Source organism: Lelliottia sp. WB101, from assembly GCF_003051885.1.
GTDB classification, from domain to species: domain Bacteria; phylum Pseudomonadota; class Gammaproteobacteria; order Enterobacterales; family Enterobacteriaceae; genus Enterobacter; species Enterobacter nimipressuralis.
Genome location: NZ_CP028520.1, coordinates 4319765 through 4342823, shown reverse-complemented (window position 1 = coordinate 4342823; position 23059 = coordinate 4319765). Strand labels below are relative to the sequence as shown.

The following is a 23059-nucleotide window of genomic DNA, read 5'->3' as shown; positions in this document are numbered from 1 at the left end:
TCATTCAGGGACAGAACATGAACGTGACTCGCAAACAGGAACGCCTGCTGCGTCGGGCGCTCGTCGAATGGGAGCAGGAGGGCGCGCTCAGTGCCGATGAACACCAGCGGCTGGCGGGCACCCTCAAACGCGTGGCGATGGACTGGCAGCGACTCAGCCGTTACGCCTTCTGGACCGCACTGGCCTGCGTGATGATCGCCTTCGCCAGCCTGTTTGCTGACAGCGAGCTGATGGAACGTATCATCGCCTTTTTCTCCTTCTCTTTCGTTGCCCGCATCGGGCTGCCCGCCGTGCTGGCGGTGGCCTTTTATCTCTGGGGATTCAGCCGCCAGCGGCGAGAAACCCAGTGGCACTACAGCACGGAAGCAATTCTGTTTCTCGGCGTTCTCTTCACCGCCATTGCGCTCTGGCAGCTGGGCGAGCGGCTGGATAACGGCAGCGGGCATATCGCGCCGCTGTTCCTTGCGGGCTGCGTGGTTTACGGGCTGGTGGGCTTCTTTGGGCGCTCGGGGCTGGTGTGGCTCTTTTTCCTGCTGTCGCTCGGCAACTGGTTTGGGGCTGAAACCGGGTATATGTCTGGCTGGGGGGCCTACTGGCTGGGGATGAACTACCCGGTGCGGTTTATCTTCTTCGGCGGGGCGCTGCTGGCGCTGTGCTGGCTGCTGCGGGCGATGTTAATCAAACGTCACCTGTACACCACCAGTAAAGCGATGGGGCTGACGTACCTGTTTGTGGCCCTGTGGATCATGTCGATTTTTGGTAATTACGATATCGACAGCTGGTATGGCGTTACTCGCGCCGCGCTGCTGCCGTGGGCACTGCTTTTCGCCGTGGCCGCCATTGTCTGTATCTATATCAGCCTGAAAACCGACGACGGCATGCTGCGCGGTTTCGGCCTGACGTTTCTCGCCATCAACCTCTATACCCGCTATTTCGAATACTTCTGGGACGGGATGAATAAAGTGATTTTCTTCCTGATTCTGGCGGCGTCGCTGGCAGTGATTGGGCGTTATGCGGAGAGAATTTGGCACGCCGGAAACCAGCGTGCCCATGTCGATTAGCACTCAGTAATAATCGTGCTCAACGGCAGACGAGATTTTGGCAGAGCGGCGTTGAAATCTTCCACGCTGTGGTGGCCGACCGGCACAACGACCAGGCTGGTGAAGCCCTGCGCTTTCAGGCCGAACTCTTCGTCGAGGATGGCGGCGTCGAAACCTTCAATCGGCACCGCGTCCAGACCCAGCGCACCCACGCCCAGCAGGAAGTTACCGACGTTTAGGTAAACCTGTTTGGCCATCCACTGATCGTCATCTTTTAGATCGACGCGATGCATGTCGGCAAAGTAGCAGCGGCCCTTGTGGTTTGCGGCTTTCGCTTCTGGGGTCGCAAAACGCCCGTCGGCTTCTTCCTGATCCACGACGCGCTCCAGCCACGCATCGTCCATCGCGGTTTTTGCGCAGAAGACGACGACGTGGGACGCATCCAGCATTTTACGCTCGTTGAACACGTAAGTGCCTGCCGCTGATTTTGCCACGCGCGCTTTGCCCTCTTCGGTGCTGGCGACGATGAAATGCCACGGCTGTGAGTTGGTGCTGGACGGGCTGAACTGCAGCAGCGTTTTGATTTGTTCTGCCTGTTCTGCGGTCAACTTTTTGGTGGGATCAAATGCCTTGGTCGAGTGACGCTTCAGGGCAACTGAAATGATATCCATAACAACTCCTGGTCAATAAATTCGCCGTCTGCGGGCGAGAAAAGAGAGCAGATTACAAGGACTCACGGGAAAAGATAAGTGCCAGATATGCGCTTATACTGTTCGTCTGACATGAACAATCAGGCAGGGCGAATGCGCTTCTGATCTTTTATCGGCAGCTTATCTACCACCAGATTCCACGAGTCGAGAACCAAATCCGCCACCAGTTCTGGCGTGATATCGTCGGCTTCGTAGAGGGAGATCCAGTGCTTTTTGTTCAGATGATAGCCGGGTTCGATGCCGCGATAGATCTGCTGGTTGAGCAGTGATTTCTCCGGATCGGATTTCAGGCTGACATGCGCCCGCCCGTGGGCGACTGCCATCAGCATGAAGATCTTCCCGTTGATCTTAAACACGTCATATTCCGGGCCAAAGGGCCAGCAGTGCTCGGTAAAGGGCAATTCCAGCGCGACGCGTTTGGCGCAGGCCTGCAGGGATTTACTGTCCATTCACATCCTCGATGGCGAGCGCGCGCCACATGGATTCAAAGCCAAGGGATTTAAAATCACTCGCGCGGGACGGGTCGCGGGTGGCGAATTCCATCGTCGTTTCGGCAAGCGATAGGAAAATCGCATCGCCGAAGGTGCGAAACTCATCGGACATAAACACCTGGCGCACGGAGCGACGGCACAGCTCGTGCAGTTCCGGGAACATCTCATGCACCGCCTGTTCCGTTTCGGCGTTGATCTTTTCACTCACGCCGAGCTGGCGGATAGCGCCGTGGGCGACAGGGTTGCGAATCCCCCAGTCCACATAGCTGTTCCAGATATTGCGGGTATGTTCTTTCGGAGTGTTAATGGCGCGGTCCAGGTTTGCCAGCATGGTCTGGCAAAGATCCTGTTTCAGGTGCAGATAGAGGGCATTCAGCAGGTCGTCTTTAGTAGCAAAATAGCGAAACAGCGTGCCTTCAGCGACGCCCGCGTTACGGGCGATAAGCGCCGTCGATGCAGCAATCCCTGACTGCGCAAATGCAGCGGTTGCTGCCTCCAGTAACGCCTGTCTTTTATCTTCACTCTTCGGACGTGCCACTAAAATTCCCCTCCTGTCAATGTGTAAAACCCTGATTGAAACATGCTCTTTGCCACGCTGCAACGCGGAATGTCAAAGATCGAAAACGTCTTGACGACTTTATCATCATATCTATAATGAGTGCTTACTCACTCATAATCAAGTTCAACCCGCGCAAACCAACGGAAGGGGGCGCGTATTCGGGTCAGGATATGAAAAAGCCTCTTCTTCTTAGCGTGGTGTTTGTCATGATTATTGCTTCAGCGGCGAGTTTGCCGTTTGTGTTAAATGCCGGATTCGGTCAGCCGCCGCAGGGCGCACAGCTCAGTGAAGTGGAGGCCTCGCCACACTACCGCGACGGACAGTTCCACAATACGCTGCCGACGCCGGGCTACAACGGCGACAAAAATATGCTGGTGGCGATGTGGGAATTTCTGGTCAGCAAAACGGAAAACGCCCGTCCCGCTCAGCCGTTGCCGCTGGTGAAAACCGATCTGGCGGCGATTCCGCTGGAGCAGGAGACCCTGGTCTGGCTCGGGCATTCGTCGTGGTATCTGCAGCTGGCGGGCAAACGCATTCTGATTGATCCGGTCTTCAGCAGCTACGCCGCGCCGTTTTCGTTCCTCAACAAAGCCTTTGCCGGGGAATATCCGTGGCGCGCGGAAACGATGCCTGAGATCGACCTGCTGATCATCTCGCACGATCACTACGACCACCTTGATTACGCCACCATCAAGGCGCTGATGCCGAAGGTGAAGCGTGTGGTCACGCCGCTCGGCGTCGGGTCACATCTGCGCTACTGGGGAATGGACCCACAGATTATCGAAGAGCGCGACTGGAATCAGTCGGTGCGTATTAGCGATGAACTGACGGTACACGTGCTGCCCGCACGCCATTTCTCTGGTCGAGGGCTCAAACGCAATCAAACCCTGTGGGGCAGTTTTATGTTCGTCACGCCTGAGCAAAAGGTCTACTACAGCGGCGATTCTGGATACGGCCCGCACTTTAAAGCCATTGGTGAGCAGTTCGGCGAGGTCGATCTGGCGATCATGGAAAACGGACAGTACGACCAGGACTGGAAGTACATTCACATGTTGCCGGAAGAGACCGCGCAGGCCGCCGCCGATATCAACGCTAAAGCGGTGGTGCCGGGCCATTACGGACGCTTTGTGCTGGCAAAACACAGCTGGAACGACCCGGTAATTCAGCTGACGCGCGCAAGCCTGGATAAAAAGTATCGTCTGCTGACGCCGGAGCTGGGCGAGCCGGTCAGGGTGAATGATACGACGCAGCAATTTCGTGAGTGGTGGGAATAATGTTTAACCGACAAGCAGTAGAGGGGGAGAGCAGCATGACTATTTCCGCTCAGGTCATCGACACCATCGTTGAGTGGATCGACGACAATCTACATCAGCCGCTGCGCATTGAGGAGATCGCCCGTCACGCGGGGTACTCCAAATGGCATTTGCAGCGGTTGTTTATGCAGTACAAGGGTGAAAGCCTGGGGCGGTACATTCGCGAGCGCAAACTGCTGCTGGCAGCGCGGGATCTGCGCGAGTCCGACGAACGGGTGTATGACATCTGTCTGCGCTACGGGTTTGATTCCCAGCAGACATTTACGCGGATTTTTACCCGCACCTTTAATCAGCCGCCGGGTGCGTACCGCAAAGAGAATCACAGCCGCACGCATTAAAAGACGTGTGCGTTTGTATGCCGGGTGCGACGGTGCCGCCACCCGGCAATCGCTCACTACCAGCGATAATTCACCGTCGCCGTTACCGTACGACCAATCCCGTAGAAACACGCCGTATCGCTGGCGCAGGACGCCACATACTTGGTATCCGCCACGTTATTGACGTTGAACTGCACGCTGGCCCCTTTCAGGCTGCTGTTCAGCTCGCCCAGCTCATAGCTCATCATCGCGTCATACAGATCCACCGAGGCCACTTTGAAGGTGTTTTTCGCATCGCCATAGCTGGTGCCGATATAGCGCATCCCCACGCCCGCCGTCAGGCTTTTCAGCGCCCCGCCAGGCACGGTGTAGCTGGCGAAGGCCGACGCCATGTGCGCCGGAATACGCGCCGGGGTTTTGCCTTCGGTGCCTGCCACCGTGGTGCTCTGCGTGTCCGCATCGGTGTAGGTATACGACCCGATGAGGTTGATGCTCTCCATCAGCGTTGAGTGGATCTCGGCCTCCACCCCTTTGGAGCGCACTTCGCCCGCGTTTTCGAACCAGCCCTGGGCGCTGTTGTATGTCGCCACGTTGCTCTGGGTCAGATCGTACAGCGCCAGGGTCATCAGCGTGGAGTCGACCGGCTGATACTTCAGGCCGATTTCCGTCTGCTTGCCGGTCGTCGGTTTAAACGGTGCCACGCCCGGTGCACGGTTGGTTTGCAGGCTCGGCTCGAAGGAGGTGCTGTAGCTGACGTACGGCGAGAGACCAAAGTCGAACGCATACAGCAGCCCGGTGCGCCAGGTGAACTTGTTATCGTTCTGCTGGGTCGGCGCGCCGCCGGTGAAATCGGTGGTCCGCACTTCGGTCCAGTCGTAACGCCCGGACACCAGCCACTCCCAGTTATTCCAGCTCAGCTGATCCTGCAAATAGACGCCCATCTGGTCGAGGTTTTGCTGCTCGTCCGTCGCGGTGCTGAACGTGCTCTCATCGACGTTGATGCCATATACCGGCTTCGTCCAGTCGAGGTCATACTGTTTGCCCATCCCGCGTTCCAGCAACTGCTTATCTTTGCTGGTTTTGTAGTCCAGCCCGCCGAGCAGGGTGTGGCTCACATCGCCGGTAGTGAACAGGGATTCCAGCTGGTTATCGAGACCAAACTCGTTGGTGGTGCGCTCTTCATGCTGGGCGCGGCGGGTCAGCACCGTGCTGTCTGCCGCGCTGTTGGCGTACACCAGATAGCGATATTTCTGCTTGATCGAGGCGTAGCGGGCGTTCTGGCGGAAGGTGAGGTTATCGGCGAACTGATGTTCCAGCTCGTAGCCGATCATCGTCTGCTCGCGCCAGGACTGGTTGTAATCCGGATCGCTGACGTTAAAGTCGCGCGGAATGTAGCGCCCGTTGGCGCTGGTCACCGTGCCATAAGCGGGCAGGAAGTTGCGATAGCCCGCGTCAGGATCTTTCTGGTAGCTGGTCAGCAGGGTAAAGCGCGTCTGATCGTTAGGGTACCAGGTGATCGCCGGGGCAATCGCCATCCGCGTCTCTTTGTAATCCTCCACCTGGTTATGCTGCGTGCGGGCTATCCCGTTCACGCGATACAGCACGCGCCCATCGTCGGTGAGTGGGCCACCGAAATCAAACGCCCCTTCGGCGAGATCGTGATTGCCGGTGCGGAACTGCACGTTGTGGACAGGCTCACTGGTCGGACGCTTGCTGGTCATGCTGATCAGTCCGCCTGGGTTGACCTGACCAAACAGCACTGAGGCCGGGCCGCGCACCAGCTCGACGCGCTCCAGCAGCCACGGATCCATGGTGCCGGTTTGCGAGGAGGCCGTCGCGCCGTAGCTCAGCCCGTCGAGGAATTTCGGCACGTAGCTGAAGCCGCGCACGAACACTTCATCGTTACGGTTGGACGAGCCGCGGTATTCCGTAAACACCCCGGCGGAGTAGCGCAGGGCCTGTGACACGGACGTGACATCCAGCTGCTCCATCTGATCGCGCGTAATGACGGAAACCGACTGCGGCGTTTTCACAATATCGGCACTGGTTTTGGTCGCCGAAAGGGTTTTCGTCGCCACGATCCCCTTCACCGGAGCGGTCGGCTCCTGGCTGACACTCTGCGTGACCAGAAGCGTTTCTTCATTTGTTTCTGCCTGAGCCGCCACGCTGACGCTGGCCAGACTCAGCAACCAGAGTTGCATTATCTTATTATTTTTAAACATTTTTATTAAAATCCCTTAATTGCTATCGCCATAAAAACACCCTAATAACGGCTCAGATGATATTGCAAATTATTACCATTTGCATTAGCGTTGCTAGCAAATTTTGCAGGGGAACGAGTCGGTATGAAAAGGGCGTGGAGTGGGTTGCTGTTAGGGATAAGTACGCTGCCAGCACTGGCGGCAACGTGCGAGCATCCTTCCATTCAGGGGGAACAGAAAGGGAAATTCGATGCCAGCGGCGAGGTCTGTTTCGTCCTGCCCGCGCTCGATGAAAACTACGTTTCCGCGACGCTGAGCGGTGTAACCGATGCCAGGCTGCTGGACGGGCAAAACCGCCGTATTCGCACGCTGATTGAAAAGGGTCCCAGCGATGGCGAGCACTCACTGCTGTTTGCGCTGCCGGTGCAGCAGAGCACGTCTCTGGTGCTGCACGGGGAAGAGGGCAAGCCGTGGCGCTTTACGTGGCGGATGAAAGAGACGTCGCCACTCCCGCGCACGCAGATGCTCGAGCCAGAAAGCCCGACGCTGCAAACGCTGGCTAAAACGGTTGCTGCCGGTGGAGATACGCATGCGTTCTGGCAGGCGCAAATTCGGCAGGGAACGCCGATGGTGGAGCCGGTCGATGCCAGCCACAAGCGCGTGACGTTCTTATGGCGCGGCGCGCGGGATAACGTTTTTCTTCTCGGGTCGCCCGCAGGCGATCACGATCCGCTGTTTCGTCTTGGCAAAACCGACGTCTGGTTCCGCAGCTACGTGGTGCCGGCGGATACGATCATGCAGTACAAACTGGCACCGGACGTGCCGCGCGTGGAGGGCAGCGCACGCGATCAGCGCCGCGCCATTCTGGTGAGCGCGCAGGCCGATCCGCTCAATCCACAAACTTACGGCGATCAGCAGGCCGATCGCTGGAATCGCTATTCGCTGCTCGATCTCAGCCCCGCGCGCTACTGTTCTGCGCAGGCCGCCGCGCAGCCGCTTACCCATGGCTCGCTGACGCGCCAGCCGTTTACCAGTCATATCCTCGGTAACGCGCGGGAAGTGATGATTTACAAACCGCGCGGCGCACAGCCCGCACGCTGGACGCTGATCCTGTTCGACGGGCAGATTTACCAGGATGAGTACCATTTTGCCAATGTGCTCGACGGACTGATCGCCCGCCATCACCTGCCGCCGATCAACGTGGTGTTTATTGATAGCCTCGATCACGCCCGTCGCGGTAAAGAGCTGCCGCCGAATCCGAATTACGCCGATTTTATGGCGCAGGAGCTGCTGCCGTGGCTGCGCGGGCAGGGGATTGCGCTGCAACGGCAAAAGACGGTGCTGGGGGGATCAAGCTATGGCGGAATTGCGTCGTCCTGGGTGGCGCTGCGCTATCCGTATCTGTTCGGCAATGTGCTGAGTTTGTCGGGGTCGTACTGGTGGGCACCGAAAGAGGACGCGCCGGGCTGGCTCACGCGTCAGTATCAGCAGTCGCCAACGTATCCGATTCGCTTCTGGCTGCAGGCCGGGCGCTTCGAAACCTCCGGACCGGGCGGCGGGATCTATCGCAATACGGAAAAGTTTGAGCAGGTATTACGCGAGAAAGGCTATCGCGTGAGCTTCCATCCGTGGTCCAGCGGCCACGATTACGCGGCCTGGTGCGAAGCGCTGATCCACGGAATGCGCGATTTCACGGGGCTACGCGGTCAGTGAAAACCAGCGGCGCCAGATGAAACGCAGGACGAAAAATTCGATGGCGCCGAGCAGGATAAACCACAGACAGAACACCAGAGTGTAGAGCTGGTTCAGATCCATCAGATGAAACAGAGCGACCAGTTTCTGCGCCAGCGCCAGTCCGAATGATGGCGCGGGAAGCAGCAGGCAGGAGAGCAGCGCCATCAGCAAAATGCCTCCTGCCGTTAACAGCGATTCTAACGGGTGTTTCATATCAATGTTAATTGTCAGTTAAAAAAGTTATTGTCCGGCATCCTGCAACGTAAAGCAATATCATCCCGAAATTCACTTTCCTGATAAAAATAGAATAATTATTCCGGGAATATTCCTGATTTAATTAAACCTCGAATGAATGAATTCAATTATTCTGTGGTTATGTAAATAACTGTCATCATCAGGTGAATAATTTTACAAACGTATATGTGCTGTATCCAATTAACGTCGCAATAACAATGGCAACAACTATGTACAAAGCCAGGCGGCGCCCGCGATAAATCCCAAACATGCTCTCTCCTCGTTTAGATTGCGTTTAGAAATATTTTGTAAAAATCATCTCATCGAAATATTGAATGTGTGTTTTGAATAAGCCGGCGCTAATTATATTGCGGCAGAACAATTTACACCGCAAGAATTAACGCCATAAAAAATGAATTTAATAAAGCCAGAAAGGAATTCAGGCTTCCGTCCACCGGATATTGAAGGAATTGCATCAATGACCAAAAAGACTCACTCCCAGAATCGGCCATACCAGCAGACCATCGAGCAGGTACTGGCGCAAAAAAAGAGCCACGCCAACGGACTGGACCGTGCAGAAGCCCAGGCGCGTTTGCAGCAATATGGCCCAAATGCCCTGCCTGAGAAAAAAGGCAAACCGGCCTGGTTGCGTTTTCTCGCCCATTTTAATGACGTCCTGATTTATGTTCTTCTGGCCGCCGCCGTATTAACCGCTGTGATGGGTCACTGGGTGGACACGCTGGTGATTCTGGGCGTGGCGGTAATCAATGCCTTAATTGGTCATGTGCAGGAAAGTAATGCGGAGAAATCGCTGCAAAGTATTCGCAATATGCTCTCCAGCGATGCGCGTGTTATTCGTAACGGCGTCCATGAGACCATTCCAACCACGGATATTGTGCCGGGCGATATTATTGTCCTGCGCGCCGGGGATCGTATTCCGGCGGATATGCGTCTGATCGAGGCGCATAATTTACGCGTCGAAGAGGCGATTCTGACGGGTGAATCGACGGTAGTAGATAAACATACTCATCCGTTGCAGGGCGACTTATCGCTGGGTGACCGCACGAACCTGGTGTTCTCCGGCACCACCGTAAGCGCAGGTGGCGGTGTGGGCGTGGTTATCGCCACCGGCCAGGATACCGAGCTTGGTCACATCAACCAGATGATGGCCGGAATTGAAAAGCACCGTACGCCGCTGCTGGTGCAGATGGACAAGCTCGGCAAAGCGATCTTCGCCATTATTCTGGCGATGATGGCGGCGCTGTTTGTCTTCAGCCTGGTGTTCCGCGACATCCCAATGGGCGAGCTGCTGCTCTCTCTGATTAGCCTGGCGGTGGCCTCTGTACCGGAAGGTCTGCCAGCGATTATCTCGATTATCCTGTCGCTCGGCGTTCAGGCGATGGCGCGCAAAAAGGCGATTATTCGCAAGCTGCCAACCGTTGAAACCCTGGGGGCGATGACCGTGGTCTGCTCGGATAAAACCGGCACCCTGACCATGAACGAAATGACCGTTAAAGCAATTATCACCGCCGACTGCTGCTACCGCGTGGAAGGCAACAGCTACGAGCCAGTGGGCAACATCTATCTGGACGGCAGCAACGAGCCGGTGCACGTTCAGCAGGGCACGGTGCTGGAGCACTATCTGCGCACCATCGACCTGTGCAACGACAGCCAGATTATTCAGGACGAGCGCGGCCTGTGGGGTATCACCGGTGGGCCGACGGAAGGGGCGCTGAAAGTGCTGGCCGCCAAAGCCAATCTTGCGCCGGTCGTCACCAGCCTGATTAACAAAATTCCGTTCGACTCGCAGTACAAGTACATGAGCACCCACTACCAGATTGGCAGTGAGGAGCAGATCCTGGTCACCGGCGCGCCGGACGTGATTTTCGCCCTGTGCGACCAGCAGCAGACTCGCCACGGTGTCGACGCGTTTGACCGCGCCTGGTGGGAAACCGAGATGGAGCGTTATGCCAGCCAGGGGCTGCGCATGGTAGCTGCCGCGTACAAACCGGCGGCGGCCGACCAGCAGGGGCTGAGCCACGATGACCTGAACAACGGGCTGATTTTCCTCGGCATCGCCGGGATGATGGACCCGCCGCGTCCGGAGGCTATCGATGCCATCCACGCCTGTCAGCAGGCCGGTATCCGCGTGAAGATGATCACCGGCGACCACCCGCAGACCGCAATGAGCATCGGGCAGATGCTGGGGATCACCAACAGCGCGCAGGCTGTCACCGGCTATCAGCTGGAGAAGATGGACGACGCCGAGCTGGCGGATGCGGCGGTGGAGTACGACATCTTTGCGCGTACCAGCCCGGAGCATAAGCTGCGCCTGGTGAAAGCCCTGCAGGAGAAAGGTGAAATCGTCGGGATGACCGGCGACGGAGTGAACGATGCGCCCGCGCTGCGTCAGGCGGATGTCGGGATCGCCATGGGCATCAAAGGCACGGAAGTGACCAAAGAAGCCGCCGATATGGTTCTGACGGACGACAACTTCGCCACCATCGCCAGCTCGGTAAAAGAGGGGCGTCGCGTCTACGATAACCTGAAGAAAACGATTCTGTTCATTATGCCAACCAACCTGGCGCAGGGTCTGCTGATTGTGATTGCCCTGCTGGCGGGGAACATTATTCCGCTGACGCCGGTGCTGATTCTGTGGATGAACATGGCGACCTCCGCCACGCTCTCCTTCGGCCTGGCCTTTGAAGCCGCCGAGCGCAACATCATGAAGCGTCCGCCGCGTCAGACCGGTCAGCACGTGATGGATGCCTTCGCCGTCTGGCGCGTGGCCTTCGTCGGCACCATGATTGCGATTGCTGCCTTTGCGCTGGAAGCCTGGCTTGCGCCGCGCGGCCACAGCGCCGAGTTCATCCGCACCGTGCTGCTGCAGATGCTGGTGTGTGCGCAGTGGGTGTACATGATTAACTGCCGCAACAGCGATGGTTTCTCTCTGAACCGCGGTCTGCTGGCGAACAAAGGGATTTGGCTGGTAACGGGTGTGCTGTTCCTGCTGCAGCTGGCGATTATCTACCTGCCATTTATGCAGATGCTGTTCGGCACCGAAGCCCTGCCGCTGCGCTACTGGGGTGTTACCCTGGCGCTGGCTGGCGTGATGTTCTTCATCGTCGAAATTGAGAAGCGACTGACCCGCAGGTTCCGTAAGGCTGCATAACTTTTTGCCCTCACCCTCATCCTGACCTTCTCCACTGGAGCAGGCCAGGGTGAGGGAGACAATCACCTGAGGACTTCCCCATGAAATCCACCTTCCTGCGCACCGCTCTGGCGGTCGCACTTCTTTCCTGCACCCTGCAAACCGCTCTTGCCGCCGCCATTCCGGTGCGCGTCGCCAGCGTCGAGCAGACCACCCACGCCGCTGAGCGCCAGATCCCTGGCCGCATTGAGGCGATCCATACGGTAGAGCTGCGGGCGCGCACGGAAGGGGCGATTGCCAAAATCCATTTCCGCGACGGGCAGTACGTCAAACAGGGCGATCTGCTGTTCGAACTCGACGACGCGGAGCCGCGTGCGGCGGTGCGTCTGGCGCAGGCGGAAGTGAAAAGTGCCGAAGCCACCCTGCGCCAGGCGCAGCAGCAACTCACGCGTTTTCAAAGCCTGAAAACCGGCAACGCTATCAGCCGTAATGACGTCGACAATGCGCAGATGCAGCGCGACGTGGCCCGCGCGGCGCTGGAGCAGGCCAATGCCCGTCTCGAGGCGCGAAACGTCACCCTCGGTTTCACGCGGATAGTCTCACCCATCAACGGGCGTATGGGCCACAGCCGCTTCCATGTCGGCAGCGTAGTGAATCCATCGAGCGGCCCGCTGGTGGAGGTGGTGCAGCTTGACCCCATCCGCATTGCCTTCGCCCTGGAAGAGGGGGCATTTGCCGCGAAAGCCGGGCAGCATGCGGATATCACGGCGCTGAAACAGGCCTGGCTGGCGCAGATTCAGAACGGCGAGCAGCGTGAAAACGGCACCCTGACCTCGGTGGATAACCGTATCGATCCGCGCACCGCCAGCGTAATGCTGCGCGCCGAATTCGCCAATCCGCAGCACCGCCTGCTGCCGGGGGGCAACGTGAATGTCTGGCTGCGACCGCAGAGCGAGCAGGATTCGCTGGTGATCCCGGCGGCTGCGGTACAACAAAATGGCGACGGATTTTTCACCTGGGTAGTGAATGCCGACGGAAACGCTGAAAAACGCGCGCTCACGCTCGGCGGACAAATGGGCCAGCAGTTCACCGTGCAAAGCGGTGTTGAGGCGAATGAGCGCGTGGTCACCGACGGCGCGCCGCGACTGCAGCCCGGTGCTGCTGTCCAGATTCTGAATTAAGGAGCCACCATGCTGACGTTGTTTATCAAACGCCCGCGCTTTGCGATGGTGATTGCGCTGGTGATCACCTTGCTCGGGGCCATCGCCCTGAGGCTGATTCCGGTGGAGCAGTACCCGCAGATCACGCCGCCGGTGGTGAATGTGAGCGCCAGCTGGCCGGGTGCCAGCGCGGCAGATGTGGCAGAAGCCATCGCCACGCCGCTGGAAACCCAGCTTAACGGCGTGGATCACATGCTGTACATGGAATCGACCAGCTCCGATGAAGGCGCCTACAGCCTGAACATCACCTTTGCCGCAGGCACCGACCCGGATCTGGCGGCGATTGACGTGCAAAACCGCGTGGCGCAGGCTTTGGCGCAGTTGCCCGCTGAGGCGCAGCAAAACGGCGTCCAGGTGCGAAAACGCGCCACCAACCTGATGATGGGGGTAAGTCTTTACTCACCGGAAGGTACCCATTCGCCACTGTTTGTGAGCAACTACGCCAGCACTCAGGTGCGCGAAGCACTGGCACGCCTGCCGGGCGTCGGGCAGGTCCAGCTGTTTGGCGCGCGCGACTACAGCATGCGCATCTGGCTGCGTCCGGATCGTATGAACGCTCTCAACGTCACCACGGATGATGTGGCCCAGGCGCTGCACGAGCAGAACGTGCAGGGCGCGGCAGGCCAGGTGGGAACGCCGCCGGTCTTCAACGGGCAGCAGCAAACGCTCACTATCAACGGGCTGGGGCGTCTCAACGAAGCCGACGCCTTTGGCGATATCATTATTCGCGCCGGTGACATGGGGCAACTGGTGCGCCTGAAAGATGTGGCGACCATCGAGCTGGGATCGCGCAGTTACAGCTCTGGCGCGCAGCTGAACGGTCACGATTCTGCGTATTTAGGCATCTATCCGACGCCGTCGGCTAATGCCCTGCGCGTGGCCGAAGCGGTGCGCGGCGAGCTTGAGCGGCTCGCCACTCGCTTCCCGGCGGACCTGACCTGGGAAGTGAAGTTCGACACCACTGAGTTTGTGGCGGCGACCATCAAAGAGATTGGTGTCTCACTGGCCCTGACGCTGCTTGCCGTGGTGGTGGTGGTTTCCCTGTTTCTGCAAAGCTGGCGCGCGACGCTGATTGTGGTGCTGGCGATCCCGGTGTCGCTGATTGGCACCTTCGCGGTGCTCTACACGCTCGGCTATTCGGCGAACACCCTGAGTCTGTTCGCCATTATTCTGGCGCTCACCATGGTGGTGGATGACGCGATTGTGGTGGTCGAGAGCGTCGAAACGCTGATGGCGGAGGGGCAAAGCCGCACGGAGGCGACGGCCAACGCCCTGCGTCAGATTGCCGGGCCGGTGATCGCCACCACCCTGGTGCTGCTGGCGGTGTTCGTGCCGGTGGCGCTGCTGCCGGGAATTGTCGGCGAGCTGTATCGCCAGTTTGCGGTCACACTCTCCACCGCCGTAACCCTTTCAAGTATTGTGGCCCTGACGCTTACACCGGCGCTGTGCGCCTTATTGCTGCGCCCGCGCGTCGAACGTCCTGCGGCGATTTTCCGCGGCTTTAACCGGGCGCTGGATGCCACGCGGCAGGCTTACACCCGTCTGGTGGAGGTCTTTAACCGTCGCCCTGTGCTGGCACTGCTGGCGACCACCGGTGCGGCGGCCATCGTGGCGCTGAGTTTTACCGCCATGCCAAAAGGGTTCCTGCCGCAGGAAGATCAGGGCTACTTCTTCGCCAGCGTCCAGCTACCGGAGGCGGCATCCCTGGAGCGCACCGAAGCGGTGATGACGACGGCGCGCGAGCTGATTGCCGCCAATCCGGCGGTGGCGGATGTCATTCAGGTCTCGGGTTTTAATATTCTCAACGGCACCAGCGCCTCGAACGGCGGATTTATCTCGGTGATGCTGAAAGACTGGAGCGAGCGCCCGCCGCTCGACGAGGTGATGGGCGGGCTGCAACGTCAGCTGTTGGCCCTGCCGGAAGCGACTATCATGACCTTCGCGCCGCCGACGCTGCCGGGGCTGGGTAATGCCTCCGGGTTCGATCTGCGTATTCAGGCCCAGGCTGGGCAAAGCCCGGCGGAGCTGGAGCGCGTCACCCGCGAGGTGCTGGCGAAAGCCAACCAGCATCCGCAACTCACCCGCGTGTTTACCACCTGGAGCAGCAACGTACCGCAGCTGACCCTTGAGGTGGATCGCGAGCGCGCAGCACGTCTGGATGTGCCCGTGAGCCGCATCTTCAGCAGCCTGCAAACCGCCTTTGGCGGCACGCGCGCCGGGGATTTCAGCATTAATAATCGCGTTTACCATGTGGTGATGCAAAACGAGATGCAGTGGCGTGAGCGTGCGGAGCAGATCAGTGAGCTTTATGTGCGCAGCAATAACGGCGAGCGCGTGCGTCTGAGCAATCTGGTGACTATCACCCCGACCGTCGGTGCGCCGTTTGTGCAGCAGTACAACCAGTTCCCGTCGGTGTCGGTGAGCGGCTCAGCGGCGGCGGGCGTGAGCAGCAGCACGGCAATGGCGGCGATGGGCCAGTTGCTGAACGATACTCTGCCCGCCGGGTATGACTACGCGTGGAGCGGTATGTCGTATCAGGAGCAGCAGACGGGCAATCAGGCGATCTGGATTGTGCTGGCGGCGGTGGTGATGGCGTGGCTGTTCCTTGTGGCGCAGTACGAAAGCTGGACCTTGCCAGCAAGCGTGATGCTCTCGGTGCTGTTTGCCATCGGCGGCGCGCTGGTCTGGCTGTGGGTTGCGGGCTTTGCCAACGACGTGTACGTGCAGATTGGGCTGGTGTTGCTTATCGCCCTGGCGGCCAAAAACGCCATTCTGATCGTCGAGTTTGCCCGTGCGCGGCGCATCGACGGCATGGCGATTGTCGATGCCGCCCGCGAAGGGGCGTCGCGCCGCTTCCGCGCAGTCATGATGACCGCCGTGTCCTTTATTATCGGCGTACTGCCGATGATGCTGGCCTCCGGTGCGGGGGCGCAGAGCCGGCGCATCATCGGGACCACGGTGTTCAGCGGCATGCTGGTGGCGACCGTGGTCGGGATTGTCTTTATCCCGGCGCTGTTCGTGCTGTTCCAGCGTCTGCGCGAGTGGGGGCACTCACTTACGGGTGAGTAGTCCACAGCTCGCAGTGTTTTTGTACCAGCGAGGTCAGCGAACCGCCGTCGGCGATAAAATCCCGCATCCGCTGCGCCTCGCTTTTGCCCTGTTTTAACATCAGGGCAATTTCCGCAATCGCGCTTGTCGCGCCCACCTTATCGGCTGATGGCGCGACGCGCTCGAGCAGCCAGGCGATATCCTCGGCAATGGTTTTTTGTTCACCGCTGTTCACGTCGGTTAACATGCCATCCAGCCCATAGCGGCAGGCCTGAAAACGGTTGAAGTTATAGAGCAGGGCGTCCTGCGGCTGGTGCTTGTACGGACGTTCGGTTAGCAACCAGTGCGACGTCGCCTGAATCAGCCCGGCGATATTAATCGCGTGCGCCAGGGTCAGCGGTGTATCCATCACCCGCACCTCAACGGTGCCAAAATGCGGGCTGGGGCGGATGTCCCAGTGCAGATCTTTGATGCTGTCGATGGTGCTGGTATAGCTCAGGCGGCGAAACAGCCCTTCGAACTCCTGCCAGTTATTCACCCACGGCATTTTGCCGTTATCCGGAAACGCCGAGAAAATATTGAGCCGTGAGGAGGCGAATTGGGTATCGCTGCCCTGCATGTAAGGCGACGAGGCGGAGAGGGCAATAAAGTGCGGCACAAAGCGCGAAAGGCCATGCAGCAAGTAAATCGCCTCATCACCGTTCCGGCAGCCGACGTGAACATGCTGGCCGAAAACCGTCGCCTGCAAAATCAGGTAGCCAAACATCTCCAGCGTGCGGTTGTAGCGCTCGTCGTCGCACACCTCCTGACGCTGCCACTTCTGAAACGGATGCGTGCCGCCGCCGCAGATCTGAATATGCTGATCCGCCGCCGCGCGTAGGATCGCCTGTTGCATCGCGGAAAACTGCGCTGCCGCCTGATGAATGTCCTGGCACACGCCAGTGGCGATTTCGAGCATACTCTCGGTGATATCGTGTTTGACCTCACCGGCTTTGATATCGTTTTTTACGGCGGCAATCAGCGCCGAAGAGTCCTGGCTGAGATCGTACCCCGGCGGGTTCACCACCTGCAGTTCGAGTTCAATACCCAGCGTAAAAGGATCGGATACATGGAAGTCGGGTAGGGGCATGGCGTGCTCCGGTTGCGGGGATGAAATGAGTATAGACATCTCCTGCAAGCGGCGTGATTTGCGGCACTGATTAGGCCGATGCGGTGGCTATGCGTGAAATAGGGTAACCCGTAGCAGATGCCAGCGCGGCTACGCGTTTAAAAGACGGATTCCCATTTGGAGAGAGTGATTTGTAGAGCGATTCACGGGAAACCCCCGCGCGCTTCGCGACAGCAGTCATGCCTCCAGTGGCTTCAATAACGTGGCGTAGTGCCAGCATGAATGCCTCGTAACCCCCTTCTTCATCGATCTCAATTAATGCCTGGTGAAGATAGACAGGGGCAAATGCCGGATCGTCTTTCAGCAGTTGTACCATCGCATCATCGTGGAGAATGGATTTAGCCATTATTTCCTCTCATTACCTTGCTTTGTAGTCGTTAAGATAGATTAACGCAGTAGTAATATCGGCGTTTTGACTCTTCTTCGTCCCACACAACAACACCAGATTTACGCTGCCATCACTGGAGTCTGTTACATAACTAAAATACACCCGATACCCCGGCCCTTGAGCGATCCGCAACTCTGATATACCGTCGCGACACACTTTACAATCTCCGTAGTTGCCGGTTGCCATTCGGGCGATGCGTGTCGCTATCATGGCTTTGGCTATCGGGTCTTTGATACTGCGAAAGTACTCGTCAAAAGGGTTACGATCGTCAGCCGTTTTATAGTGCTTCACTATCGGCATGATTGTAGCCTGTGATTAACACTCATTTATTGTATCCTATAAGTTACGATTTACAAGATAAACGCCTTTACAGCAGATTCTATCTGCCCGGCACCTCGCGATAACATCATCAGTGTAATGGCGAGTAAAGCGATAACTACCTATTTTTTAAAGTTAATTTTCGGTTTGCGAGGCGCGTTCCAGAGAGGACACGCCGGTGGACGGTTACACCTTAACTGGCCAATTACGAAGCGGTACGTAGGCCCGTGCAAGCAACTTCCCCACCGGGCGATGGACTCGCATCCCACAAATTTATCGTCCAGACTTAACCCAAAGACGTAGTCTGCGCAGGCAATGTGCTTTACACTGCGCGCTGCAAAATTTGTGTTGATAAACGATTAATCAGGCGGTAATGGCGATGAACGGAACGATCACAACGTGGTTTAAAGATAAAGGCTTTGGATTTATCAAAGATGAAAACGGTGACAACCGGTATTTTCATGTGATCAAGGTTGCCAATCCTGAGCTGATTAAGAAAGACGCGGCGGTCACGTTTGAACCGACGACCAACAACAAAGGCTTGTCCGCGTATGCGGTGAAAGTGGTGCCGGAAAGCAAATACATTTATATCGCGGGCGAGCGTATTAAGCTGACGTCGATTAAATCTTTCCTGGTCTACAGCGAAGAAGTGCCTGCTGATTCGGGCATCGATAAAGAAAATGCGATCCTGTCCGTTGGCCTGCTGCTGAACAATATCCGTCCGAAATCTGCGGCGAAACCGGGTGAGATGCGCTCGGTGAAGAAACTGGCGATCACCACCTTCCAGGGGACGACGCTGATCTTCTCTGAAGATGAGATCGACATCGAGGCCACGGTGAAACTCCTCAAGTGATCCTGTGCCGAAATTCTGTGCCATTCATCAGCAGAATTTCGGCCTCACTCCTGCCTCAGTGCGCCGTGATGTACGGCTCCTTCACAAAATCGGTCAGCAGCCAGACCATATCATGCAGCAGCCCCGTTAACTCTTTTGCCACATTCGGTGGCAGAGTCCCTGCCAGAATAGCGTTCGTTAGCGCCTGAATGTAATCCAACAGCGTGGCGGTTTCTTGCCACAGATCCGGCACGTTTGAGCTGATTTTCTCGCCCTTAATCAGTTGCTCAATCAGGTACGGTGGAAGATCTTTATCGCACAGTTCGCGCAGCTGATTGAGCGCTTGCAGTAAACGCTCGCACAAGGCTTCGCGCGTTTTGCTGTCGTGGGTTTCGACCAGCACGCAGACAAATGAGGCGCAGAGATCGGCCACCTGGAATAAATCCGCCGTTTGCGGGAGCGGGGCGTTGAGAAGCTGCTGAATAACGCTTTCGTCAGATTGCGCGTAAAACAGGGTTGGGATAGTAGCCATTTGGCATCCTCATTATGCATGAAATAATTGACCACCCTGTAAGTCCCTGCGCTCAGGGAGGGGCAGCGCTGACGGAGGTAGGAATACCGTGCACAAAGAAAACGGCCAGCGTTTGCTGCTCCGCCAGCGCCACCGTAAGTTAACGGGGTATGCGCTGTCGCGAAAAAAATTATCGCTTTATGCCAACGGGTTCCTACGCCCGGTCGCGGATAAACCGCAACGCAGGCACTTTACGACCGAGGAAGGGCAAATAAAAGGCTAAACCCTGAGTTTCACAAGGTTACTTTTCGATTTGCGAGGCGCTTTCCAGAAAACACCTGTCGGGCGGTAGCCGGTCTGAAAGGGCAGACACTGGCCCACGTGAAACCTACCCCATCCGGTGCTCGCCGTTTCGCATCGCTTCACGATCAAAGACCCGTTGAATCTCGCCGTGCGCCATAAACGCCGCGCGGTCTGACATATGTGCAATCACATCCGCGTCGTGGCTCACCAGCAGATAGGTTATACCGTGCTGCTGTTTCAGGCGGTTCAGCAGATTCAGGATCTCCGCCTGCACCGACATATCCAGCGCCGAGGTTGGTTCGTCCAGCAGCAAGAGCTGGGGGCGCAGCAACAGGGCGCGGGCAATCGCCACACGCTGACGCTGGCCGCCAGACAGCTGATGCGGATAACGCTGGCCCGCGTCAGCCGACAGCCCCACCTGCTGTAACGCGTCGGCTACTTTCTCTGCAATCTGTGTTTCACCGTGAATTTTTAGCGGCTCTGTCAGCGTGCGTGAAAGGGTGTGATTGGGATGCAGGGACGCCCATGGATCCTGAAACACCATCTGCACGTTGCGCCGCAGCGCGCCGGTAAACCGGGCGTCGGGTTTCAGGTTTTCCCCGAGCAGCCTCACGTCGCCGCGCCACTGACGTTGTAGCCCGGCCAGCACGCGCAGAATGGTCGATTTTCCGCAGCCGGATTCCCCGATAAGACTGAAGGTTTCCCCTTTTTCGATGGCAAAGCTGGCCGACGATACCGCCGTTTTTTCGCCGAACGCCACCTGCAACTGACGGACATCAACGAGTGCCATGGCGTATCTCCTTGCGATCCAGCGTCGGTAACATTTGCCCATAGGTGCTGGCATCCGGGCGGCAGGTCCACAGCGTGCGGGTGTAGGGATGCGTGGCCTGCGGCAGTTCCCGCGCGGCCATCTCATCGACTTTTTCGCCCTGATACATCACCAGCACGCGGTCGCAATGTTCTGCCACCAGCGGTAAATCGTGACTAATCAGTAACATCGCCATCTGGCGCTCTTCGCACTGCTTCACCAGCAGTTCGAGGATTTGATTGCGCAGACGCGCGTCGAGGGCCGAGGTGGGTTCATCGGCAATCAGCACCTGCGGATTGTTGATGAGGGCAATGGCAATCATGACCCGCTGGCCCATCCCGCCGGAGAGTTCACCGGGATAGCGCGTCAGCACGCTCTGCTCCAGCCCGACGGCGTGGATAATGTCGCGAATACGCTCCTGCCGCTCCTTGCGGGAGAGAGACTGATGCAGCGTCAGCGACTCTTCGAGCTGCGCGGCGACGATTTTGGCCGGGTTGAGCGCATAGCGCGGGTCCTGAAGCACCATCGCAATGTCGTTGCCGCGAAGGCGCTGCCAGCCGCGATTATTCAGGGTCAGCAGATCGTGGCCCAGCACGTTAAGCTGCCGGGCACTGACCACGCCGGGCTTGCGCACCAGCCCCATCAGCGCCCTGGCCGACATGGATTTACCGGAGCCAGATTCGCCCACTAACGCCAGCCGTTCGTTGCCGAGGGTAAAACTCAGGTTGTTCACCACACGCGCGGCGGGGTAGTCGATATTCAGCGCATCGACGATAACGCGGGAGTCAGTCATGTTGCGGCTCCAGAATGTCGCGCAGGCCGTCGCCCAGCAGGTTAAACGCCAGGCTGGCGAACAGGATCGCGCCGCCAGGAATAGCGGCGATCCACCATTGATCGAAAATCACCTGCATGCCGTCGGCGATCATCGCGCCCCATTCGGCCATCGGCGGACGCGCGCCCAGACCCAGGAAGCCCAGCCCGGCGGCGGCCAGAATAATGCCCGCCAGATCCAGCGCCAGTCGCACTATCGCTGACGGCAGGCAGAGCGGCAGAATATGCCCAAGCAACAGACGCCCGCCGCGAATGCCCATCATCTCGGCAGCCGCCAGATAATCGCTGTGACGCAGACGCTGAATTTCACTCCGGGCCTGACGTGCATAGGCCGGCCAGGTGGTGAGCGCCAGCGCCAGCGCGCCGTTCACAAGGCCAGGGCCGAGCATGGCGACAAAGGCAAAGGCGAGGATCAGACGTGGCATCGACATCACCACGTCGGTAAAACGCATCAGCACACGCTCCAGCCAGCCGCCGTAGTAGCCGGACAAAATCCCGATCAGCAGCCCGGTGGGCAGGGTAATGATTGTCACCAGCGCCACCAGCCCAAGGGCGGGACGGCTGCCGTAGATCAGGCGTGAGAGCAGATCGCGCCCGAAACTGTCCGTGCCGAGCCAGTGCGTGGCGTTCGGTGCCTGCAGGCGTGCCGCCGCGTTCTGCCAGTTCGGATCGAGCGGAGCGAGCCACGGAGCAAACAGCGCGATCAGCAGCAACAGAACGATTGCGATAAGCCCGCAGAACGCAGCGGGAGAGCGGCGCAGTCGGCGCAGAAAAAGATAAAAAGGCATCAGCGCACCCTGGGGTCGGTGGCCCGCACAAGCAGGTCGGTCAGATTATTTATCAGCACAAAACAGACGCCAATCACCAGCGTACCGCCCATGATGGCGGTAGTATCGCCCGCGAATAACGCGGTGGTGAGATAGCGGCCAATGCCCGGCCATGAAAAGACGGTTTCGGTCAGCACTGCGCCTTCGAGCATGCTGGTGTAGGCCAGCGCGATTACCGTCAGTAGCGTGCTGCGAATATTGGGCAGCACGTGGCGCAGCAGAATCGCCATCTCTCCGGCACCTTTGGCGCGCGCGAGCAGGATGTACTCTTTGTTCATTTCGCTGAGGCACGCCGAGCGCGTCAGGCGGGTGATGCTCGCCAGGGAATAGTAGGCCAGCAGCAGCACCGGCAGCATCAGGTGGCTGAGGGCATTTTTAAACGCCTCGCGGTCTCCTGAAAGCCAGGTATCGATCAGCGCAAAACCGGTGCGCGGCTCCACGGTGTATTGCCAGATATCGTCCAACCGGCCCGGCCCGGCGCTCCATTGCAGCTTCGCGTAAAACAGCGCCAGCATGAGCAGCCCCAGCCAGAAAACAGGCACCGAGTTACCGAGCAGGGTGAGGGTGCGGATGATCAGATCCAGCGGTGAACCGGCAAAACGCGCACACAGCACTCCTGCAATAATTCCGAGCACGGAGCCGATAATCAGCGCCAGCGTGGCGAGTTCCAGCGTGGCGGGAAATGCGTGCAGCAGATCCTGCAATACCGGCTGTCCGGTGGCGCTGGCGGTGCCAAGATCGCCGTGAAACAGATTCAGCAGGTAATGCCAGAACTGCACCGGCAGGGGCTGATCCAGCCCGAGCTGGTGACGAACCTGATCGTACGTCGACTGGCTGGCGTGATCGCCGACGATCTGCAAGACACGATCGACGGGGGAAAATGCGGAGAGCGCAAACGTGACGAGCAGCAGCCCGAACAGCGTAAGGAGCAGGGTGAAAAGGCCCTGAACAACACGCATCACGTGGGAAGATAAAGGTGGCATGGAGAGAGCGTTATTCCTTTTGCCCGGTGGCGTTGTGCTGGCCGGGCCGACGTTTCACTGTGTTGTAGGCCG

The 23059-nt window shown here is 58.2% G+C and carries 21 protein-coding genes; 8 read left to right on the top strand and 13 right to left on the bottom strand.

What is annotated here, in order from left to right:
• The first annotated feature begins 17 nt into the window (after positions 1-17).
• The gene (locus tag DAI21_RS21055; protein ID WP_102104231.1) at positions 18-1061 is read left to right on the top strand and encodes a DUF2157 domain-containing protein; all 1044 of its coding nucleotides are present in this window, start codon (positions 18-20) and stop codon (positions 1059-1061) included.
• On the opposite strand, the gene nfsB is transcribed toward DAI21_RS21055, so the two are convergent.
• From nfsB to DAI21_RS21040, 3 genes are all read right to left on the bottom strand, one after another.
• Positions 1058-1711 (bottom strand): oxygen-insensitive NAD(P)H nitroreductase, encoded by a 654-nt coding sequence (gene nfsB, locus DAI21_RS21050; RefSeq protein ID WP_107704096.1) that lies wholly within the window; start codon positions 1709-1711, stop codon positions 1058-1060. The genes DAI21_RS21055 and nfsB overlap by 4 nt on opposite strands.
• A 119-nt stretch (positions 1712-1830) precedes the next feature.
• Positions 1831-2199: an MmcQ/YjbR family DNA-binding protein gene (locus DAI21_RS21045; RefSeq protein WP_107704095.1), complete on the bottom strand. Its 369-nt coding sequence runs from the start codon at positions 2197-2199 to the stop codon at positions 1831-1833.
• Positions 2189-2779, bottom strand: coding sequence for a TetR/AcrR family transcriptional regulator (locus DAI21_RS21040; protein ID WP_100777300.1), 591 nt, complete (start codon positions 2777-2779; stop codon positions 2189-2191). Before DAI21_RS21040 ends, DAI21_RS21045 begins: the two co-directional genes overlap by 11 nt.
• Positions 2780-2970: 191 nt before the next feature.
• Here DAI21_RS21040 and DAI21_RS21035 point away from each other — a divergent pair, with 191 nt between their 5' ends.
• Both DAI21_RS21035 and DAI21_RS21030 read left to right on the top strand, forming a co-directional pair.
• Positions 2971-4074, top strand: coding sequence for an MBL fold metallo-hydrolase (locus DAI21_RS21035; protein WP_107704094.1), 1104 nt, complete (start codon positions 2971-2973; stop codon positions 4072-4074).
• Positions 4075-4109: 35 nt separating this feature from the next.
• Positions 4110-4451: a RamA family antibiotic efflux transcriptional regulator gene (locus DAI21_RS21030; RefSeq protein WP_020885132.1), complete on the top strand. Its 342-nt coding sequence runs from the start codon at positions 4110-4112 to the stop codon at positions 4449-4451.
• Between the two features lie 56 nt (positions 4452-4507).
• Here the strand turns inward: DAI21_RS21030 and DAI21_RS21025 are convergent, their stop codons facing one another.
• Complete coding sequence (locus DAI21_RS21025; protein WP_107704093.1) at positions 4508-6652, bottom strand: TonB-dependent siderophore receptor; 2145 nt, start codon at positions 6650-6652, stop codon at positions 4508-4510.
• A gap of 123 nt (positions 6653-6775) precedes the next feature.
• Between DAI21_RS21025 and DAI21_RS21020 the strand changes: the two genes are divergently transcribed.
• A complete protein-coding gene (locus DAI21_RS21020; protein ID WP_107704092.1) occupies positions 6776-8344 on the top strand; it encodes an alpha/beta hydrolase-fold protein in 1569 nt (522 codons plus the stop codon).
• Here the strand turns inward: DAI21_RS21020 and DAI21_RS21015 are convergent.
• On the bottom strand, positions 8330-8578 hold the full coding sequence (locus DAI21_RS21015; RefSeq protein ID WP_100777296.1) for a DUF1158 domain-containing protein: 249 nt from the start codon (positions 8576-8578) through the stop codon (positions 8330-8332). The two genes, DAI21_RS21020 and DAI21_RS21015, sit on opposite strands and share 15 nt — an antisense overlap.
• Before the next feature lie 499 nt (positions 8579-9077).
• Between DAI21_RS21015 and DAI21_RS21010 the strand changes: the two genes are divergently transcribed.
• The 3 genes from DAI21_RS21010 to DAI21_RS21000 all read left to right on the top strand — a co-directional run bounded on the left by DAI21_RS21010 (position 9078) and on the right by DAI21_RS21000 (position 16039).
• Positions 9078-11771, top strand: coding sequence for a cation-transporting P-type ATPase (locus tag DAI21_RS21010; RefSeq protein ID WP_107704091.1), 2694 nt, complete (start codon positions 9078-9080; stop codon positions 11769-11771).
• Positions 11772-11851: 80 nt separating this feature from the next.
• Positions 11852-12931: an efflux RND transporter periplasmic adaptor subunit gene (locus DAI21_RS21005; protein ID WP_100777294.1), complete on the top strand. Its 1080-nt coding sequence runs from the start codon at positions 11852-11854 to the stop codon at positions 12929-12931.
• A gap of 9 nt (positions 12932-12940) precedes the next feature.
• Complete coding sequence (locus DAI21_RS21000; protein WP_107704090.1) at positions 12941-16039, top strand: efflux RND transporter permease subunit; 3099 nt, start codon at positions 12941-12943, stop codon at positions 16037-16039.
• On the opposite strand, the gene DAI21_RS20995 is transcribed toward DAI21_RS21000, so the two are convergent.
• The 3 genes from DAI21_RS20995 to DAI21_RS20985 all read right to left on the bottom strand — a co-directional run bounded on the left by DAI21_RS20995 (position 16026) and on the right by DAI21_RS20985 (position 17874).
• On the bottom strand, positions 16026-17147 hold the full coding sequence (locus tag DAI21_RS20995; protein WP_107704089.1) for a YbdK family carboxylate-amine ligase: 1122 nt from the start codon (positions 17145-17147) through the stop codon (positions 16026-16028). The two genes, DAI21_RS21000 and DAI21_RS20995, sit on opposite strands and share 14 nt — an antisense overlap.
• Before the next feature lie 70 nt (positions 17148-17217).
• On the bottom strand, positions 17218-17532 hold the full coding sequence (locus tag DAI21_RS20990) for a DNA-binding protein (protein ID WP_100777291.1): 315 nt from the start codon (positions 17530-17532) through the stop codon (positions 17218-17220).
• 12 nt (positions 17533-17544) lie between these two features.
• Positions 17545-17874 carry a type II toxin-antitoxin system RelE/ParE family toxin gene (locus DAI21_RS20985; protein ID WP_100777290.1) on the bottom strand — a complete coding sequence of 110 codons (330 nt, stop codon included), beginning with the start codon at positions 17872-17874 and terminating at the stop codon, positions 17545-17547.
• A gap of 391 nt (positions 17875-18265) precedes the next feature.
• On the opposite strand from DAI21_RS20985, the gene DAI21_RS20980 reads away from it, so the two are divergent.
• Positions 18266-18745 carry a cold-shock protein gene (locus tag DAI21_RS20980; protein ID WP_107704088.1) on the top strand — a complete coding sequence of 160 codons (480 nt, stop codon included), beginning with the start codon at positions 18266-18268 and terminating at the stop codon, positions 18743-18745.
• A 55-nt stretch (positions 18746-18800) separates the two neighbouring features.
• On the opposite strand, the gene DAI21_RS20975 is transcribed toward DAI21_RS20980, so the two are convergent.
• From DAI21_RS20975 to DAI21_RS20955, 5 genes are all read right to left on the bottom strand, one after another.
• Positions 18801-19256 (bottom strand): hypothetical protein, encoded by a 456-nt coding sequence (locus DAI21_RS20975; RefSeq protein ID WP_107704087.1) that lies wholly within the window; start codon positions 19254-19256, stop codon positions 18801-18803.
• A 367-nt stretch (positions 19257-19623) separates the two neighbouring features.
• Complete coding sequence (locus DAI21_RS20970; RefSeq protein WP_107704086.1) at positions 19624-20328, bottom strand: ABC transporter ATP-binding protein; 705 nt, start codon at positions 20326-20328, stop codon at positions 19624-19626.
• Positions 20315-21139, bottom strand: a complete 825-nt coding sequence (locus DAI21_RS20965; RefSeq protein ID WP_107704085.1) for an ABC transporter ATP-binding protein — start codon at positions 21137-21139, stop codon at positions 20315-20317. Before DAI21_RS20965 ends, DAI21_RS20970 begins: the two co-directional genes overlap by 14 nt.
• Entirely contained in the window at positions 21132-21965 is an 834-nt protein-coding gene (locus DAI21_RS20960; protein WP_102104219.1) for an ABC transporter permease, read from the bottom strand. Before DAI21_RS20960 ends, DAI21_RS20965 begins: the two co-directional genes overlap by 8 nt.
• Positions 21965-22987: an ABC transporter permease gene (locus tag DAI21_RS20955; protein ID WP_107704084.1), complete on the bottom strand. Its 1023-nt coding sequence runs from the start codon at positions 22985-22987 to the stop codon at positions 21965-21967. Before DAI21_RS20955 ends, DAI21_RS20960 begins: the two co-directional genes overlap by 1 nt.
• Positions 22988-23059: the final 72 nt, after the last annotated feature.

Bases quoted from the DNA above. Each gene is read 5' to 3' on its own strand.
- DAI21_RS21055 (WP_102104231.1), top strand. From the start codon at position 18: ATGAACGTGACTCGCAAACAGGAACGCCTGCTGCGTCGGGCGCTCGTC.
- nfsB (WP_107704096.1), bottom strand. From the start codon at position 1,711: ATGGATATCATTTCAGTTGCCCTGAAGCGTCACTCGACCAAGGCATTT.
- DAI21_RS21045 (WP_107704095.1), bottom strand. From the start codon at position 2,199: ATGGACAGTAAATCCCTGCAGGCCTGCGCCAAACGCGTCGCGCTGGAA.
- DAI21_RS21035 (WP_107704094.1), top strand. From the start codon at position 2,971: ATGAAAAAGCCTCTTCTTCTTAGCGTGGTGTTTGTCATGATTATTGCT.
- DAI21_RS21030 (WP_020885132.1), top strand. From the start codon at position 4,110: ATGACTATTTCCGCTCAGGTCATCGACACCATCGTTGAGTGGATCGAC.
- DAI21_RS21025 (WP_107704093.1), bottom strand. From the start codon at position 6,652: ATGTTTAAAAATAATAAGATAATGCAACTCTGGTTGCTGAGTCTGGCC.
- DAI21_RS21020 (WP_107704092.1), top strand. From the start codon at position 6,776: ATGAAAAGGGCGTGGAGTGGGTTGCTGTTAGGGATAAGTACGCTGCCA.
- DAI21_RS21015 (WP_100777296.1), bottom strand. From the start codon at position 8,578: ATGAAACACCCGTTAGAATCGCTGTTAACGGCAGGAGGCATTTTGCTG.
- DAI21_RS21010 (WP_107704091.1), top strand. From the start codon at position 9,078: ATGACCAAAAAGACTCACTCCCAGAATCGGCCATACCAGCAGACCATC.
- DAI21_RS21005 (WP_100777294.1), top strand. From the start codon at position 11,852: ATGAAATCCACCTTCCTGCGCACCGCTCTGGCGGTCGCACTTCTTTCC.
- DAI21_RS21000 (WP_107704090.1), top strand. From the start codon at position 12,941: ATGCTGACGTTGTTTATCAAACGCCCGCGCTTTGCGATGGTGATTGCG.
- DAI21_RS20995 (WP_107704089.1), bottom strand. From the start codon at position 17,147: ATGCCCCTACCCGACTTCCATGTATCCGATCCTTTTACGCTGGGTATT.
- DAI21_RS20990 (WP_100777291.1), bottom strand. From the start codon at position 17,532: ATGGCTAAATCCATTCTCCACGATGATGCGATGGTACAACTGCTGAAA.
- DAI21_RS20985 (WP_100777290.1), bottom strand. From the start codon at position 17,874: ATGCCGATAGTGAAGCACTATAAAACGGCTGACGATCGTAACCCTTTT.
- DAI21_RS20980 (WP_107704088.1), top strand. From the start codon at position 18,266: ATGGCGATGAACGGAACGATCACAACGTGGTTTAAAGATAAAGGCTTT.
- DAI21_RS20975 (WP_107704087.1), bottom strand. From the start codon at position 19,256: ATGGCTACTATCCCAACCCTGTTTTACGCGCAATCTGACGAAAGCGTT.
- DAI21_RS20970 (WP_107704086.1), bottom strand. From the start codon at position 20,328: ATGGCACTCGTTGATGTCCGTCAGTTGCAGGTGGCGTTCGGCGAAAAA.
- DAI21_RS20965 (WP_107704085.1), bottom strand. From the start codon at position 21,139: ATGACTGACTCCCGCGTTATCGTCGATGCGCTGAATATCGACTACCCC.
- DAI21_RS20960 (WP_102104219.1), bottom strand. From the start codon at position 21,965: ATGCCTTTTTATCTTTTTCTGCGCCGACTGCGCCGCTCTCCCGCTGCG.
- DAI21_RS20955 (WP_107704084.1), bottom strand. From the start codon at position 22,987: ATGCCACCTTTATCTTCCCACGTGATGCGTGTTGTTCAGGGCCTTTTC.